3 protein-coding genes are annotated in these 18,556 nt (G+C 68.2%); 2 read left to right on the forward strand and 1 reads right to left on the reverse strand.

Annotated elements, in window-relative coordinates; genetic code table 11:
- Positions 1-69: 69 nt before the first annotated feature.
- Positions 70-15,471: a non-ribosomal peptide synthetase gene (locus tag IC40_RS0103260; protein WP_051644259.1), complete on the reverse strand. Its 15,402-nt coding sequence runs from the start codon at positions 15,469-15,471 to the stop codon at positions 70-72.
- A gap of 193 nt (positions 15,472-15,664) precedes the next feature.
- Here IC40_RS0103260 and IC40_RS0103265 point away from each other — a divergent pair, with 193 nt between their 5' ends.
- Complete coding sequence (locus tag IC40_RS0103265; protein WP_030133330.1) at positions 15,665-17,488, forward strand: non-ribosomal peptide synthetase; 1,824 nt, start codon at positions 15,665-15,667, stop codon at positions 17,486-17,488.
- A gap of 11 nt (positions 17,489-17,499) precedes the next feature.
- Positions 17,500-18,531, forward strand: a complete 1,032-nt coding sequence (locus IC40_RS0103270) for a MupA/Atu3671 family FMN-dependent luciferase-like monooxygenase (protein WP_234411636.1) — start codon at positions 17,500-17,502, stop codon at positions 18,529-18,531.
- Positions 18,532-18,556: the final 25 nt, after the last annotated feature.

Consider the following 18,556-nt stretch of genomic DNA (forward strand, 5'->3'; position numbering starts at 1 on the left):
CGCAGCGCGTCGACCGCGCCGCGTTCGCGGTGTGTTGTGTTCAGGGGATCGGTTCGCCGACAGCCACTCTCATCGGTTCATCTCGGCACTCAGCTCTGCGACGGTCGCCAGTTCGGCGACGGTGCGGTGCTCGAAGATCTGACGCGCACTGACGGCGATCCCGGCGGCATGGGCGGCGGCGACCAGACGCATCGTGGCGACGCTGTCGCCGCCCCGCTCGAAGAAGTCGTCGTGGATACCGATGTCGGCACAACCGATGACCGCGGCGACCGCATCGCACAGCGCGGCCTCCAGGTCGTTGCGCGGTGGCACCGCCGGCGCGGCGGCCAGATCGGGCATCGGCAGAGCGGCCCGGTTCAGTTTGCCGTTGGGCAGCAACGGAATGGCCTCGACGAGCACGACCGACGCCGGGACCATATAGGCCGGTAGCCGGGTGGACAGTTGCCGGTTGAGCTCGGCGGGATCCGGTGCGCAACCGGGGGCCCGCACCGCATAGCCGACCAGCACCGCATGATTGGCCGTGTCGTGGCGGGCCACGACGGCCGCGTCCGCGACATCGGGCACTGCCCGCAGCGCAGACTCGATCTCGCCGAGCTCCACCCGGTAGCCGCGGATCTTGACCTGCTCATCGGCCCTGCCGTGGTAGACCAACTGCCCGTCGACCGACCAGCTGACAAGATCACCGGTCCGGTACATCCGCTCGCCGTCGCGGTAGGGATCGGCGACGAAGCGCTGTGCGGTGTTGGCCGATTGGCCGAGGTACCCGCGCGCCAGACCTGCTCCGGCGACGTACAACTCACCGCGCACCCCGGGCGGAACCCGGCGCAACCCCTGGTCGAGCACGTAGACCGTCGAGTTCGACACCGGGGTACCGATCTTCGGTTCGAGCGAACCGTCGGGCTCGGCGACCAGGGCGTCGACGGTGGTCTCCGTCGGCCCGTACAGGTTGTAGGCCCGGGTGCCCGGCATCGCGCCCAGCTCGGCCCACAGCTCCGGCGGGACGGCCTCGCCGCCGACACCGATCGCGGACAAGCGGCACACCCCGTCGCGGACGGCTCCGGCGCGGGCGACGCTGTCGAACATCGACGGTGTGAGCTCGATGAAATCGAATCGCTGGTCGTCGAGCTGGGTGGCCAGCAGCGCCGGATCACGACGTGTCTCGTCGGACACCAGACAGATGGTGTGTCCGTCGTAGAGCCACAGCTGCGGTTGCCACGACGCGTCGAACGCGAACGACCAGGCGTGCCCGACCCGTAGCTGGTCGCGACCCGCGGTCGCCATCGTCGGCCGGTAGAGGCGTTCGCGGTGGCTGGCGAACAGGTTGACGATGCTGCGCTGCGGCACGATGACACCCTTGGGCTTCCCGGTACTGCCCGAGGTGTAGATCAAGTAGGCGGCATGATCCGGATGCGTTGGGGTGCGGCGCTCGGCATCGGTGACGTCGGCATCGGAGAGCGTCTGGTCACCGTCCGCGTCGGCCATCGTCTCGGCGGTGATGGTGAGCACCGGGCGGGCATCGGCGAGCATGTGCGCGATCCGTTCGCTGGGATACTCGGCGTCGAGCGCCAGATATGCCCCGCCGGCCTTGTGTACGGCCAGAATCGCGATGAGGACATCGGCCGAACGGGCCAGATCCAGCGCGGCGATATCGTCGGCGCCCAGACCCCGCGCGATCGCGTGGCGTGCGAGCCGGTTGGCCCGACGGTTCACCTCGTCGAACGTCAGCTCCCGCGCGCCGTCGATGATCGCCAGGGCACCGGGAGTGGCGCGCACCTGGGCTTCGAACAGCGCGGTCAGCGTTGCCGCCGGGGTGGTGAGCTCGGTGCCGTGCTCCCATCCTGCGATCCGGTCCGGCTCGGGATCGATCAGCATGTCGATATCGGACAGCCGGATGTTCGCGTCCTGCGACACCCGGTCGAGCACCGCCACCAGACGGGCCAGCAGCGCGTCGATGGTCGACGCCTCGAACAGATCGGCATTGTATTCCATTGTGAGGGTGACTGATTCGTCGGCATGTTCGACGAAATCGATCGACAGGTCGAACTTCGCCGTACCGGTATCGACCTCATCGGCGGTAAGGGTCATCCCGTCGATCTCGATGCGCTCGGTGTCCCCGCTCACCAGGTACATCATCATGATCTGGAACAGCGGGTGCTGCCCGCGGACGCGAATCGGATTCACCTCCTTGACGATCCGGTCGAACGGGATGTCCTGGTGGTCGAATGCACGCAGAACGCCCGCCCGATTGTCGGACAACAACTCGGCGAAGGTCTGCCTGCCGCGCACCTGGGAGCGCAGGACCACCGTGTTCAGGAAATAGCCGATCTGGTCGTGCAACAGCACATCCGATCGCCCCGACACCGGCGTTCCGACAACGATATCGTCGCCGGAACCCATCCGGTTCAGCAGCGTGACCACCGCGGAGTGGGCGACCATGAACATCGTGGACTGGCTGTCGCGTGCGAGTGCGCGTAGCGCGCCGACGGTCTCGGGCGGCAGCGATGTTGTCACGGTGCCGCCACGGAACGTATTCGTCGGCAGGCGTGGGTGATCGGTCGGCAGGCCGGTCTCTTCGGGAACCCCGGCCAGTGCCTCCCGCCAGTACTGCAACTGCTCCTCGGCGACACCGTCGAGCAATTCGGCATGCCACAGCGCGTAGTCGGCGTACTGCAGTGACAGCTGCGGCCATTGCGGTGCCAGCCCGGCGCGACGGGACTCATAGGCCGTGCGCAGATCACGCAGCAGCGGTTCGTCGGACCACTCGTCGGTGGCGATGTGGTGGATGTTGACCAACAGCACGCTCTCGGCGCCCCGGGCAACGAGGTACACCTTGACCGGGATCTCCTCGTCGAGGCGGAAGCAGTATCGTGCCGCGTCGCGGAGCTCGTGGTCGGCGATCAGCTCGACCTGCAGATCGACCTCGGCGGGGTCGAGGACACGAGGTTCGAAGACACCGTCCCGGTCGGGATAGATGGTCCGCAAGATCTCGTGGCGTCCGACCACGTCGTGTAGCGCGAGTTCCAGTGTCGCGATGTCGAACCTACCGTCCACCCGCCACACCATGGGCACGTTGTAGGTCGGGTTCGGTCCCTCCAGTGCGTAATGCAACCGCATGCTGGACTGCCCCGGTGACAGCGGCACCCGGTCGGGCCTTGGCCGCGCACCCAACGCCGGCCGTACCGCCGCGACACCGCTGTCCTGGTCGATACGGGTCGAGAGTTCGGCGACGGTCGGAGCGTCGAACAGCTCACGGAGACTCAACTCGACGTCCAGGACCGCGCGGATCCTGCCGAGCAACCTGATCGCCGACAGCGAATGCCCACCGAGAGCGAAGAAGTCGTCGTCGATGCTGACGGCTTCGACGCCGAGGACATCACCGACGAGCTCGCATATCGTGACCTGGGTCGGCGTGACCGGTGGCCTGCCGCAACCGGGCGAGGGCTGCGGGGCGGGTAGCGCATCGCGATCGAGCTTGCCGGTCGCCGTCACCGGCAGCGCATCGAGCTCGACGAACGCGGCGGGCACCATGTGCATCGGCAGCGATTGCGCACCGAGGCGCCGGAGTTGTTCGGCGGTAGGCGAATCCGCGCCCGCACACACGTAATAGGCGACGAGTGCACCCGCGCGCAACAACACGCGGACCGAGCTCACGGCCGGGTGCCTGGCGAGCACCGCCTCGATCTCACCGGGTTCGATGCGCACACCGCGGACCTTGATCTGGTCGTCGTCGCGGCCGCGGTACTCCAGCTGTCCGTCCGGCCGCCACCGCACCACATCACCGGTGCGGTACATCCGGGCACCGGCCGGTCCCCAGGGGTCGGCGACGAAACGTTCGGCCGTCAGTGCCGGTCTGCCCAGATATCCGTCCGCCAGCTGCACGCCGGCCAGGTACAACTCGCCGGGAATGCCCGGGGGAGTGGGACGCAGGCGACCGTCCAGGACATGGACACGGACGTTGGCACCCGGGACGCCGATAGCGACAGGGCCGTCGTCGGCGGTCCAGCCGAGAACGTCCACGGCGGCCTCGGTCGGGCCGTACAGATTGTGCAGGGGTACACCCAGGCGGCGGGCGGTCCGTTCGGCGAGTTCCCGCGACAGTGCCTCACCACCCACGGTGACCCGGGTCAGGCTGGACAGATCAGCCGAGTGGTCGGTGTCGACATCGAGTTCGTCCAGGAACAGTTCGAGCACCGAAGGGACGAAGTCCACGGCGGTGACGCCATGCGCGGCAATGGTCTCGGCAAGGTAGCGGGGTTCGCGGTGCCCGCCGGGTCGGGCGAGCACCAGCGTCGCGCCCACGCTGAGCGGCCAGAACACCTCCCACACCGAGGTGTCGAAGCTGATCGGTGTCTTGACCAGCATCCGGTCGGTCACCGACAGCGGATAGGCCTCCTGCAACCAGGCGATCCGGTTGGCGATGGCGCGGTGCGGCACCGGCACACCCTTGGGCCGTCCCGTGGTCCCGGACGTGTAGAGCACATACGCCCAGTGCTCACCCCGGGCTGGGCTCTCGGATCTGGCTGTCCCGGTGGTGCTTTCACCGTGCCGGGCGGCCCGGATCCGGGTGCTGTCCCGCAGTACGGTCACCGGCTGCGCGTCGTCGAGCATGAACTGCAGTCGGTCGGCGGGGAAGTCACTGTCCAGGGGTAAGAATGCCGCACCACACCGGGCGATCGCCACCAGGGCGACGATCAGCTCGACCGAGCGCGGCAGCGCCACCCCGATGAGCGTGCCGGGCCCGGCACCCTCGCCCGCCAGCTCGGCGGCCAGCCGGCGTGACCACTCATCGAGCTCGGCGTAGGTGAGCGCAGTATCCGCCTCGTCACCGCGCACCGCGACGGCATCGGGGCTGCGCAGCGCCTGACGGATCACCATGGTGGCGAGGTCGTCCGGCGATACCGGTGCGACCGGCCCGGAGCTCACCGTGTCGAGCCATTGACGTTCACCGGGCAGGAACACCGCGGAATCCGCTATCCGGATCGTGGGTTCGGCCACCACCTGGGTGAGCAGGGCCAGCAGGCGTTCGGTTATGCGCTCGACGGTGTCGGAATCGAACAGGTCGGTGGCGAACTCCGCCAGGACCGTCATCTGCCCACGGGCGATGTTGTCGATCAGGGTGAAGCCGAGGTCGAACATGGCGGCGGTGACGTTGGGCGACAACCACTCTGTCGGAAGATTCAGCACATCGGCGGTCGCATCATCGCGGTAGTGGTAGCCGACGAACGTCTGGAACAGCGGATTACGTCCCGCGGCACGCGGTGGGTTGAGTGCCTCGACCACTCGGTCGAACGGCAGATCCTGGTGATCGAAGGCCGCCAGGTCGACATCGCGAACCCGGTCGAGCAGTTCGACGAATGTGGGGTTGCCCGACACGTCGACGCGCAGCACCACGGTGTTGACGAAGAACCCGACCAACGGGTTCAGCTCGGCCTCGGTGCGTCCGGCAACCGGTGTGCCGACCACGATGTCCTCACCCGCGCCGAGGCGGTACAGGAGTGCGGCGACGGCGGCATGGAAGCACATCACGGTGCTGACCTGGTGCTCGCCGGTCATCCGGCGCAGGCCCGCAACCACCGAGGCCGGCAGGTCCAGTTGTAGCGTGCTGCCTGCGCCGCTGGGCTTGGCCGGGCGCGGCCTGTCGGCGGGCAGTGCGAGCTCATCCGGTGCACCCGCCAGCGTCGCGGTCCAGAATGCGGTCTGCTCGTCGGCTACGGAGGACAGCAGGTTCTGTTGCCATAACGCGTAATCCGCGTACTGCAGGGGCAGTGGCGACCACGCGGGTGCCTGGCCGGCCCGCCGAGCCCGGTAGGCGATGGCGAGGTCGTCGAGCAATGGTGCATCCGACCATTCGTCGACGGCGATGTGGTGCAGGATCAGCGCGATGACATGGTCGTCTTCGGCGAGACGCAGCACCGTCGCGCGCAGCGGGATGTCGGTGTTCAGGTCGAAGCGGTGGTTCGCCGCGGTGTCGACGAGGCCACCTACGGCGGCTTCGTCGCAGTCGAGCACCGTGACCGGCACCCGCGCACCGGCGGGCAGAATGGTCTGGTGCGGGGTGCCGTCATGCGTTGTGAAGACGGTGCGCAGCACCTCGTGGCGGTCCACCACATCGGTCAGCGCCGCGGTGAACGCGTCCGTATCGAGCGGTCCGCGGAGCCGGAATGTGAGCGGATAGTTGTATGCCGCACCGGTTTCGCCGAGCTGTTCGAGGACGAACAGCCGTTCCTGCCCGGCGGACAGCGGCAGCCGGTCGGGGCGTTTCGCGGTGGTCAGCTCCGGGCGGGTGGGACCGTCGAGCCGGAGTTTGGTGGCCAGCTGGGCCACCGTCGGGGCATCGAACACATCGCGGATGGTGAGTTCGGCGCCCATCGCGCTGCGAACCCGGCTCATCAGCCGGATGGTCAGCAGGGAATGACCGCCGATGTCGAAGAAGTTGTCCTCGACGCCGACCTCGTCGACGCCGAGCACCTCGGCGAACAACTCGGCCAGGAGCTCCTCGACGGGATTCTGGGCGGCGCGGCTGGCAGAGACCGGTGCGGCCGCATCGGCATCGGGTAGTGCCCGGACATCCAATTTGCCGTTGTCGGTCAACGGGATCCGGTCCAGCGCGATGAATGCCGAGGGCACCATGTAGTCGGGCAGGGTGTCGCGCAGGTGGCGGCGCAGTGCCGAGAGGGCCGCCGCGCGCTCGCGCGCCCCGGCAGGATTGTTGCCGAGCTCCTCCAACGGACGGTCGACGGTAGCCCGGGCGTAGAGGTCGCCGAGCGGCTCGTCGGTTGGGGTGAACACGGCATCCATCAGGGCCGGGTCGCCGGGATGCCAGGTCAGTCGGACCGTCCACCCGGTCTCATCGGCGAGCGTGTACAGCTGCGACGGATCGATACCGGCGGGATTGCGCAGTGCGGTCCTGGCCCCGGCGATATCGCCCGCCGCGAGGTGTGCTGTCGCGGCGATCTCACCGGCCAGTCGCCCGTTGGGGATGGCCGTGACCCGCAACCCGTCCGAACCTGCTTCTGTGAGTGCGGCTTTCACCGCTTCCAGATCACCGGGCCAGTGCAGTACCGGGCGGTTCGCCGGTGCGACGGGGGTGCCTGCGCGCAGGATCACGTCGTAGCGGTGCCGGGTGAGTTCGTTGTGGAATGCACCGGTCTTGAGTCTGATCTCGGCCGTCAGGCCGAGACGGTGTGCGAGCGCGACGAAGAAGTCGGGTTCGAGCAGCAGTTCCTTCTCCAGCTCCACGCCCCGTTCGGCGGCCCGCCGAACCTGTTCGGCGTCGGTGCCCTCAGCGGCACTTCGTGACAGCGCGATCGCGGTGTGGAAGGTGTCCAGCAGCAACCTGTTACGGACATCGCCGATGAAGAGCGCACCGCCGGGTCGCAGGTGCCGGGCCGCACTCTCGATCACGTCGGCCAGGTAGCGCACCGACGGGAAGTATTGGATCACCGAGTTGATGACGACCACATCGAAATGGCCGGCGGGGATTTCACCGAGCCGATCGGCGGGGGCCACGGTCAGATGGATCCGATCGCTCAGTTCCGGATCGCTGCGCAGTTCGTTGCTCAACGCCTCGATCACCGGTGCGGCCAGGTCGGTGCCCCAGTACTCGTCGACCCGTGGCGCGAGCTGTCCGAGCAACAATCCGGTGCCGACGCCGATCTCGAGGATCCGTGCCGGGGACAACCCGGCGATGGCGGCCACCGTCGTGGCTCGCCATTCCGACATCTCCTCGAACGGAATGGGTGCACCGTCGTAGCTCGAATCCCAGCCGGCGTAGTCCTCGACGAACACTGCGGTGGAGATCGTCGAGTATTCGTCGGAGTAGATCTGTTCCCATTCGCCGACGTGGGCGCTTTCGGCGGCCGTGCGGTCGTCCTCGGGAATCGCGGCGGGCACCAGATAGGCGACGAGTCGTTGTGTGCCCGGCACCCGTGGGTCGTCGGTGGCGATCACCGCGGCCTGGGCGGCGCCCGGATGGGCGACGATCGCTGACTCCACGTCACCGAGTTCGACGCGGTGCCCGCGGATCTTGACCTGCTCGTCGGTCCTGCCGAGGAACTCGATATTGCCGTCGGCGCCGCGCCGGACCAGGTCACCGGTGCGGTACATCCGGGTGCCCGCCGGTGCGGTGGCGGTGGGGTACGGATTGGCGACGAAACGCTGCGCCGTCAAGCCGAATCGGTGCGCGTAGCCGCGTGCCAGGCCGGCACCGGCGATGTAGAGCTCGCCGGGACGGCCGTCGGCCACGGGGCGCAGCCACGGGTCGAGAATATGCGCATCGGTGTTCCAGATCGGCTGCCCGACGGTGGGTTCGGCGCTGTCGTCGGTGCCGCCACCGAGGGTGTTGATGGTGTACTCGGTGGGTCCGTAGAGGTTGTAGCCGTAGGTGGTGGGGTCGTCGCGGAGCCGGTCCCACACCGACGGTGGCACCGCCTCACCGCCCAGCAGGACCAGGACGGGGTGGTGTGCACCGTCGTCGAGCAGGCCCTCTTCGAACAACAGTTGGGCGTAGGTCGGCGTCACGTTGATGACGTCGATCAGGTGTGCCCGGCAGTACGCCACGAGTGCGGCCGCGTCACGGCGCAATACCTCGTCGCAGATGTGCACCTCGTGCCCCTCGACCAGCCACAGCAGTTCTTCCCAGGACATGTCGAATGCGAAGGAGACCGTGTGGGCGATGCGCAGCCGCCGGCCGCCGGCCTTGGCGATCGCGGGGGCGAAGATGGCTTCGCGGTGGTTGAAGTGCATGTTGGTCAGGCCGCGGTAGGGCGTGACGACACCTTTGGGCTTACCGGTGGACCCGGATGTGTAGATGACATACGCCGGGCGGTCCGGCGTGGGTCGTTCGCCGGTCCAGCTCGGCGGCAGCGCGTCCAACGCACTGTGGATTTCCGCGTCGTCCAACGTGATCCGCAGGCAGTCCGGCGGGGTGATGGCTTCGATGCGCTCGCGCACCGCCGTCGTGGTGAGCAGGATGCGCGGACGGGCGTCGTCGAGCATCACGGCCAGGCGCTCGTCGGGATAGTCCAGCTCCAACGGCAAGTACGCCGCACCGGCACGCAACACTGCGAACAGGGCGACCACGGTGTCGATGGAGCGGGGGATGGCCAGCGCGACGGTGTCCTCGCCGGTGATGCCCTCGGCGGCAAGCAGACCGGCCAGTCGGCTGACCCGCTGGTCCAGTTCGGTGCGGGTGACCGAGGACGATCCGTACACCAGTGCCGTGCTGTCGCCGTCGGTGTAGTCGGCGAGCATCTCGGCGATGGTCAGGTCGGGTACCTCGTGATGGGCCCACCTGCTGCGGTCGGCACGGCCGTCACGTTCGTCGGGGAGCTGGACCGCGACGGAGCACAGCGTGGCATCGGGTCGGGTGGAAAGGAATTCGACGACGGTGCGGTAGCGGTCCAGTAGGCGTCGAGCGGCCGATTCGGTGACGAAATCGGGTCGGTACTCCAGTTTCACCGCGAGGGTGTCCCCGGGTGCGACCACCCACGTCAGCGGGTAGTGGGACGCGTCGAAGGTGTCATGGCGCAGGATGCCGAATTCGCTCTCGGCATCGGCGAACGCCTCGTCGCTCCAGAAGTTCTGCAGCACGAACAAGTTGTCGAACAACGCGCCGCCGCCGGCGAGCAGACCGGAGCCGCGGTGTGCGTCGGCCACCGCGCGCTGGATATCGCCGAGGCCGAGGAACTCATGGTCGAGGGATCGCAGGCGATCCGATTGTGCACCGCGCACGGTGTCGGCCACCGATGCGCCGGGATCGAGGCGCAGGCGCACCGGAACCGTGTTGAGGAACAACCCGATGACCGCGTCGGAGCCGTCCACTTCGGTGGGGCGGCCGGCGACGGTGGTGCCGAAAACGACGTCGTCGCGGCCGGTCTCATAACCGAGGACGATGCCGAGCGCGGTGGTGAGCAGCGCGTTGAGCGTGACGCCGAGTTTTTGTGCGGTCTCCCGAAGCGCGTGCGCGCAATCGTCGGACAGCTGTAGGTCGACCCGCGAGGTCATCGCCGGTTCGGCACCCGCGGCCTCGGGCAGCAGCAGGGTCGGTTCGGTGAGTCCGTCGTGGACGTGAGCCCAGTAGTCGGCGGCGGCCGTGCTGTCCTGGGCGCCCAGCCAACGCAGATAATCCTGGTAACCGTGCGCGGGACCGCGCGGCGGGCTGAGGCGTCCCTGCGTGGCCATCGCGTAGGCGCTGAGCAGGTCGCGCATCAGCAGTTCGCGTGACCAACCGTCCATCAGCAGGACATGGCAGCTCAGGATCAGCGCGTCACCGCCGCGCCTGCGGATGACGGTGAGCCGCGACAACGGCGGCGCGGTCATGTCGAAGGGAACGTGTCGGTCCTGCTCGATCAACCGTTGGGTGTCGGTTACGGCACTGTCCCGGTCGCCTTCGGAGAGATCGACGAGCTGCACGCGGCAGGACGGGTCGCCGGCGATGAAGGCCACCGGGTGGGGCAGATCGTCGGCCACGAACCCAGACCGCAGCACGGGGTTACGTTCCAGCACAAGTGCATACGCCCATTGCATGGCGGCGATGTCGACGTTGTCGCGCAGCTCGATGACGTTCTGGAGGATGTAGACCGCGGCGTTCTCCGCGTAGCGGGCCTGGAAGTAGATCCCCGCCTGCAGGGGCGACAGCGGCCACACGTCGACGACGGTGCGTTCGGTTGCCGCCGCCACCCGGTCGCGTTCGGCCGCGGAGAGTTCCAGCAGTGGCCCGTCTGCGACGGGGGTCGACGCGCGCGTCTCGGATTCGGCGGCGAGGGCGGCTGCCACCGCGGCGGGCGTCCGATGGGCGAAGACCACCTGGGGCTTGAGCGGAAGTCCGCTGCGGCGCGCGCGTCCGGCGAGGCGGATCACCAGCACGCTGTCACCGCCGAGGGTGAAGAAATCGTCGTCTGCGCCGGCCGGGACACCCAGGAGATCGGTGTAGAGGCCGGCCAGCTGCGCCACGACCGCTGCGTCGGCGGTTGGGGCGGGTGCACCGGCTGAGACGGTTGCTGTGGTTGTTGTCGCGGCTACCGCATGTACCGGGGGCAGCGCTGCGATCGTCGCGGCGGGGTCGGCCGCGAACGCCTCGAGGATGGTCACGACATCGTCGAGCAGATCGCCGGCGGGTGCGGCGCCGATCAGGCCGGGTTCGTAGTCGAGTCGCAGCTCGAGGTCGGCGGCGGCGTCGGCGACCAGCGCGACCGGATAGTCGGTCTTCACGCTGGAGCCGTCGAATCCCCGGTAGGTCAGAGCGTTTCGAGCACCGTCGGTGGCGCCCGTGTCCGGGAAGTTCTCCATCACGACGACGCTGTCGAACAGGGTGCGGGTTCCGGCGGATCGGGTCAGGTCGGTGAGCCGCGCGTGCTGGGCCTCCAGCACGCGGTTCTGCTGTTCCTGCAGTCGGGCGGCCACCGAGCCCAGGCTGTCCGTGGGTTGCCACGACAGCGGCACCGGTACCGTGTTGATCAGCAGGCCGACGATCGATTCGACACCGGGATGGCCCGTTCCGCGCCCGGAGACCAGCGAACCGAACACGACGCGGTCGATCCCGAGCCGGCGACCGAGCACCAGGCCCCACGCCGCGTGCACGACGGTGGCCGCGGTGACACCCGCATGCCGGGCGGCCGCATAGAGACGTTCGGTGCGAGCGCGAGACAGACTGGCGGTCACGTCGCGGTGGTCCTGGCTCGCCACCGCGCGCGAGTCGGTTCCGGCGAGCAGGGTGGGACGGACCTCGGCCAGGATGGTTTCCCATGCCCGCGAGGAATTCTCGGCGCGACGTTCGGTCTGTGCGACGAAATCGGCGAAGCCGTCGACGGCGATGTCCGGCGAGGAGCCGGCCACGATCGCGTTGTGGACCCGCGCGATCTCGTCGAACATCGATGACAGCGACCAGCCGTCGGCGACGATATGGTGCATCGACTGGACCAGCCGGTGGTCATCATCGGCCAGCGACACCAGGACGTGGCGAAGCAGGGGCGCCCGGTCGAGGGGCAGCGGCGCGGCCTGTTCGGTGGCGGCGATGCGCAATAGTTCGGCCTGTGCCGCGTCGGAGTCGGTACCGCGTAGGTCGACAGTGCGCCAACGAGGTTCGATATCGTCGAAGACCACCTGCACCGGTGATCCATCGACCAGTGTGTGCATCGCCACCCGCAGGGCAGGGTGCCGTGCGATGACCGTCCGGATTGCTTCGTGCAGGGCATCGGGGTCGAGCGGGCCACTCAGGTGGGCGATCTGTTGGATGCGGTAGAGGTCGGTCTCCGGCTCGGTATAGGCCGAATGCAGGTACATCCCGTACTGCAGGGGCAGCAGTGGCAGGACCGTGTCGATCGGCCCGAGGGCGGACAGTTCCGCACGGTCGGCGGCGCTGAGTTCGATGGCCGCGGAGGTGCCTGCTGTAGCGGAGTGGCTGTCGGCCACAACACCGCGCGCGACCGTGGCCAGTGCCGCGGGTGTGGGGTGTTCGAGCACCTGCCGGGGCGTGACCGCGACGCCGCGGCCGCGTGCCAGCGATGCGACGCGGATGGCCGACATCGAGTCGCCGCCCATGGCGAAGAACTGGTCGTCGGCGCCGACGACCGCGATCCCGACCGCCGTGGCCATCGCCTCGCAGAGCACCGTCTCGAACTCGGTGCGGGGCGCGCGCCCGGCGGCGACACCGGTGAATTCCGGATCGGGCAGCGCCAGGCGATCGATCTTTCCGGTTGCGCCACGCGGCATTTCGGGAAGCTGGACCAGGGTCGCGGGGACCATGTAGTCGGGCAGCCGGCGGGCCAGCTCGGCCCGGCAGACTTCCGGGTCGACGTTGTCCTCGGCGGTGACGTAGCCGATCAGTCGCCTGCCCCCGGCCGGGTTCTCCCGGACCGCCGCGGCGGCGTTGTGCACACCGGGTAGCGCGGCGAGGGCGGATTCGACCTCGGCGAGCTCGATGCGGAATCCGTGCAGGCTCACCTGGTCATCCGCTCGGCCCAGGTATTCGATCTGATGCTCGGGTGTCCACCTGGCGATGTCACCGGTGCGGTAGAGCCGCTCCCCGGCTCCGCCGTGCGGGTTGGCGACGAAACGTGTGGCGGTGGGTCCCGGTTGACCGACGTAGCCGCGTGCCAATTGGAGTCCGCTGACATAGATCTCACCCGCGACGCCTGGCGGTACGACTTCCAGGTGGGGTCCCAGGATGTGAATGGTGACCCCGGGTACGGGGCGACCCAGCGATATCCGTCCGTCGTCGACGATGGCCGTCGACACATCACCGGCAACCTCGGTCGAACCGTATGAGTTGACGAGTTCGGCGTTGGGGGACACCGCCCGCAGTGCCGCCACCGTCGAGGAATCGAGTCGCTCACCGCTGCAGATCCACCGCGCGACGGAGCCGAGCCGCTCGGGGGCGGCCTCGGCGATGGCCCCGGCCAGGCTGGGGACCGCGAGTATCTGTGTGGCGCCTGCCTGTTCCATCAGTTCGGTCAGTGCGTCACCGTCGCCTGCGGTGTCGTCGTCGGCGATGACGACCAGTGCGCCGGCCAGCAGTCCGCCGAGTATCTCGGTGCTGCCGTCGATGAAACCGATGGAGCTCTTGGCGATCCGGATGTCTGCTCCGACCCGGGCCGACCATGATCGGGCGGCCCACCACAGGCGGTTGGCCAGTGCACCGTGGGTGCCGATCACTCCTTTGGGCCGCCCGGTGCTGCCCGAGGTGTAGACGACGTAGGCCGCATCGTCGGGGTCGAGCGGTGCGGTTGCGGGCGGTTGCGCACGGGCGGTGACGGGCACCGCGGGATGGTCGGACCAGTCCGGCGCACTCGCGTCGTCGATGATGATGACGCGGGGTTGCGCGTCGGACCACATGTACTGCGCACGCTGCGCCGGGTAGCGCCGGTCGATCGGCAGATACGCTGCGCCGGCGCGTAACACCGCCAGCAGCGCGATCACCAGGTCGGTGCCGCGAGACAGTGCGATGGCGACGGTGTCACCGCGGCGCACGCCGGCTTCGGCCAGTGCGCCGGCGAGCCGGTCGGCGGCGTCGGACAGTTCGTCGTAGCGGATCTCGTTGTCGCCGTGGCGCAGTGCGATGCTGCGGGGGGCGCGGCGCACCTGCGCGTCGAACAGTTCGGTGACGGTGGCGCGCAGTCCGGCAGGTCCGATGCCCACGGCGGACCAGCGTTCGGCGTCGTCGACGAGGGGGATGTCGCCGAGCCGGATATCGGGGTCGGCGGTCACCGCGGCGAGCGCGCCGAGTAGTCGGCGGCCGAGCAGTTCGACACCGGTGCGGTCGAAGATGTCGGTGCTGTAGATGATTCGCAGCCGGCGTCCCCCGGAGGGCAGGTCGAAGAATTCGAATGCGATATCGAATGCGGCGGGGGTGATCACGGGGTCGAGCAGGCGGCCCTGGACATCGGGGAGATCGAGGCGTTCCGGATCCGCCGGCTGCAGCGACACTATCGTCTGGAACAGTGGGTTGCGGTTCGGGGAGCGGACCGGGTTGACGGCGTCGACGATCTTCTCGAACGGGACTTCCTGATTGCTCAGCGCCGCGAACAGCGTGCGACGGCCCCGCTGCAGCAGTTCGGAGAACCGCGGATGACTGCTGAGGTCCAGCCGCAGCGGCAGCATGTTGATGAAGAAGCCGACCAGGTCGTCGAATTCCTCTTCGAGTCGGCCTGCCACCGGCGTGCCGAGCGGGATGTCGTCACCGGCACCGAGCCGGGAGAGCACCGCGGCCACCGTGCTGGAGAGCACGACGAACGGTGTGACATCGGTTGCCCGCGCGATATCTGTCACCCGTCGGGACAGCTCATCGGGTAGCGGGATCAGCACCGCATCGCCGCGGTAGTTGCGCACCTGTGGGCGTGGTCGGTCCAGCGGCAGTGCCACCTCGGCAGGGGCGCCGTCGAGCACCTCGCGCCAGTGGTCGAGCTGTTCGTCCTGCAGGCCCGGGGTCTCCAGGAGTTCGCGGTGGTAGTGCACGTAATCGTGGTATTGGGCCGAGGGCGGTTCGCCCGCGTCACCGGCACCGTCTCGGTGTGCGCGGTAGCTGCGTTGCAGGTCGTCGAACAGCGGGCCGATCGAGTTGCCGTCGATGGCGATGTGGTGGACAACCAGCGACAGCACGTGTTCGTCGGCCGACACCCGCAGCAACCGAGCGCGGAACGGGATCTCGGTGCCCAGGTCGCAGGCCCAGTTCTCCAGGTCGGCCCGCACCGTCGTCAGGTCTTCCCGGCGGCATTCGATGACCTCCAGGGCGGCGGCCTCGGGATCGACGATGGTCGGGTGGAGCCGTCCGTCGATCTCGGCGTACACCGTGCGCAACGGAACATGGCGCCGGGCAACGGCGACCACCGCGTTGTTCAGTGCGTCGACATCCAGCGGTCCCTGGAACTCGACGGCCAGTGGCACATTGTTTGCCGCAGTCGGGCCGTCCAGGCGGTACAGCGACCACAGCCGAGCCTCGCCGTAGGACGCTTCGCGCTCGTCGACAGCATGCATGTATGCGCTCCCGGGTCTGGTGGTAGAGGGCGGCTCACCGATGCGAAGTGCACCCACGCAGGGCCGATAGCGCACCGGGCACCGGACGTCTTTCTACTGACGGCAGCTTAGGCTAACTTAACTTGCCGTGGGATAGTCTCTGCGGGCGGCGACGCCAGCAAGGTCTGCATTTGCGAAGGAGACGCACGAAACGATGGCCGAACAGGTACTCCATCACATGTTCTGGCGCCACGCCGAGCGGCTTCCGGGTTCCCTCGCACTGTCGCATGTGACCGAGGCGGGGCGGTCTGAACTGAGCTATGTCGAACTGGAGAAGGCATCCCGTCGGCTGGCCGACGCCCTCACCGATGCCGGTCTGCAGCCGCAGACGCCCGTGGTGATCATCGCCGATCGCGGCCCGTCGATGGTCATCGCGATGTTCGGAACACTCACCGCTGGTGGCGTTTTCGTCGTCGCCAACCCGGCGCACCCCGTCGACCGGGTTCGGCATGTCATCAGTGCGGCACGGCCAGGGGCCATCCTGATCGACGATGACGCGCCGCAGGAGCACCGCAGGCTCGTCAAGGACGAGTTCGCTCACCTGCCGCAACTGTCGACCACCCCCGCCGCTTCGACGTCCACGCGATTCGACCGACCCGATGTGACCTGCAACGATCCTGCATATATCGCGTTCACCTCCGGATCCACGGGTTTGCCCAAGGGCATCCCGCACCGGCATGCCACGCTGCAGCAGTTCGTCGACTGGCAGGCGGTGGCGTTCGGGGTGTCCGCGGGCAGCCGGGTCGCGGCGCTGGCGCCACCCGGGTTCGACGTGTCGTTCTGTGAGATCTTCGGGGCGTTGACCCGCGGTGCATCCGTCCATTCGGTCTCCGATGAGATCCGCAATGATCCCGCCGCGCTGGCGCAGTGGCTGCGGACAGAACGTATTTCGCTGCTGCAGATCGTGTCTGGGCACTGGGCCACGTTGCTCGCGGAGATCGAACAGACCGGTGCCGACCTGCCGCAGCTTGCCACCGTCCTGTTCGTCGGCGAGGCCCTGTCACCGTCGGTGGTCGCGCGATCGCGTCAGCTGCTCTCACCCACCACGAAACTGGTCAACGTCTACGGCCCCACCGAGGTGGTGGCGGCGACCTTCTACCCGATCGGGGAGCTGCCCGCCGACCTGGGCACCGTCCCGATCGGGCACGCCATTCCCGGCCGGACGGTCACCCTGCGTGATCAGGACGGGAACGTGGGCGACGAGGGCGAGATCTGCATCGCCAGTTCCTATCTGGCCAAGGGATATCTGAACGATGACGCGGCGACCGAGAATCGTTTCGTCACCGTGCCCGATACCGGCGAGGTGATCTACCGCACCGGCGACGTCGCGCGCCGATTATCCGGCGGGGAGCTGCTTTTCCTCGGCCGCACCGACAATCAGGTGAAGATCAATGGTCAGCGCGTCGAGTTGGAGGATGTGGAAGCCGCGGTCATGAACACCGGTGCGGTGCTCGCGGCCGCCGCCGACGTGCGGACCTCGCCGACCGGGGCGACCACCCTGGTGGTCTTCGCCGTGGCACAGCGGGCGGACGATTTCGATCCCGAGTCCGTCAGGGAACAACTCGCCGCCGCCCTGCCCGCGTACATGGTCCCCTCGACCGTCATCGCGGTAGCGCACCTGCCGCGCAACGCCAACGGCAAGATCGACCGGCCCGCGGTGGCGCAGCTGGCCGTAGGGGAGCCCCACCAGGACGACGGCGACCAACCCACCGGTGAGGTGGAGGTGGCCATCGCCCAGATCTGGCAGGACCTGCTCAAACAGCAGGGCATCTCACGGTCGGCGAACCTGTTCCGGATCGGTGGAGATTCCCTGGTGGCCACCCGGATCCTGTCGCGGGTGCGCAAACAGTTCGGGGTGCGCATCAGCCTGGGCACGTTCATCGATGATCCGACGATCCAGGGTCTGGCCATCGCCGCGGCATCGGCCCCGGCCAGTCCGGTGATCGGCGGTACGGCGGGGGTGCGCGCCGCGCGATGAACTTCTCCCTGATGTTTTTCGCCAGCCTGGCCACCGGTGACGCCCAACGGCACTACCAGCTGCTCCTGGATGCCGCGCGGATCGCCGACCGACAGGGTTTCGCCGGAATCTGGACCCCCGAGCGACATTTCGACGAATTCGGTGGTGTCTTCCCGAACCCGGTCGTCACGAATGCGGCGCTGGCCGCGGTGACCGAGAACATTCAGTTGCGGGCGGGCAGCGTCATCTCGCCGTTGCACGATGCGCTGCTGATCGCCGAGGACTGGTCGATGATCGACAACCTGTCCGGCGGCCGGGCCGCGGTGTCCTTCGGCTCCGGGTGGAATCCGAATGACTTCGCCCTGGCGCCCGCGCAGTACGGCGGTCGCAAGGACCTGATGTGGGAACAGATCGACACGGTGCACGCGCTGTGGCGCGGGCAGCGGATCCGGCGGACCAACGGCGTCGGCGCGCAGGTCGAGGTCGAGCTGACCCCGCGGCCGGTGCAACCCCAGTTGCCGGTGTGGATCACCACCGGGGGCACCGCCGAGACGTTCGTGCGCGCCGGCGCCGCGGGAGCGAACCTGCTGACCCATATGATCACCCAGGATTTCGCGGAGCTGGCCGAGCTGATCGGCCAGTATCGCCAGGCCCGGCGGTCGGCCGGTCACGATCCCGAAACCGGTTGCGTCACCGTCATGTTGCACACCTTCGTCGGTGCGGACGCCGACCATGCACGAGCGGTGGCCGCCGCGCCGTTGCGCCACTACCTGGGTTCGGCCCTGCAGCTCGACATCAAGGCGGCGGCCGCATCGGCCGACGGTGACGGCTATGACGACGACATCCTCGACGAACTCCTCGACCTGCGCGTCGAACGGTACTTCGACGGTGTGGGCCTGCTCGGCGATATCGATCAATGCGTCGATGTCGCTGGACGATTCGCCGGGATCGGTGTCGACGATATCGCCTGCCTTGTCGATTTCGGCGTCGACGCCCACGAGGCCCTGGGAAGTATCGAACGGCTCGCCACCGTCAAAGACCGTTGTTCCGCGGCGGCTCGCTGAATCAGCGGCTGCCGCGCCACCATCG

It is taken from the genome of Mycolicibacterium neoaurum ATCC 25795 (assembly GCF_000691525.1).
Lineage (GTDB): Bacteria > Actinomycetota > Actinomycetes > Mycobacteriales > Mycobacteriaceae > Mycobacterium > Mycobacterium neoaurum.

What these genes read in the sequence shown, in the direction of transcription:
- IC40_RS0103260 (WP_051644259.1), bottom strand. Translation starts at nt 15,471, where the DNA reads ATGCATGCTGTCGACGAGCGCGAAGCGTCCTACGGCGAGGCTCGGCTG.
- IC40_RS0103265 (WP_030133330.1), top strand. Translation starts at nt 15,665, where the DNA reads ATGGCCGAACAGGTACTCCATCACATGTTCTGGCGCCACGCCGAGCGG.
- IC40_RS0103270 (WP_234411636.1), top strand. Translation starts at nt 17,500, where the DNA reads ATGTTTTTCGCCAGCCTGGCCACCGGTGACGCCCAACGGCACTACCAG.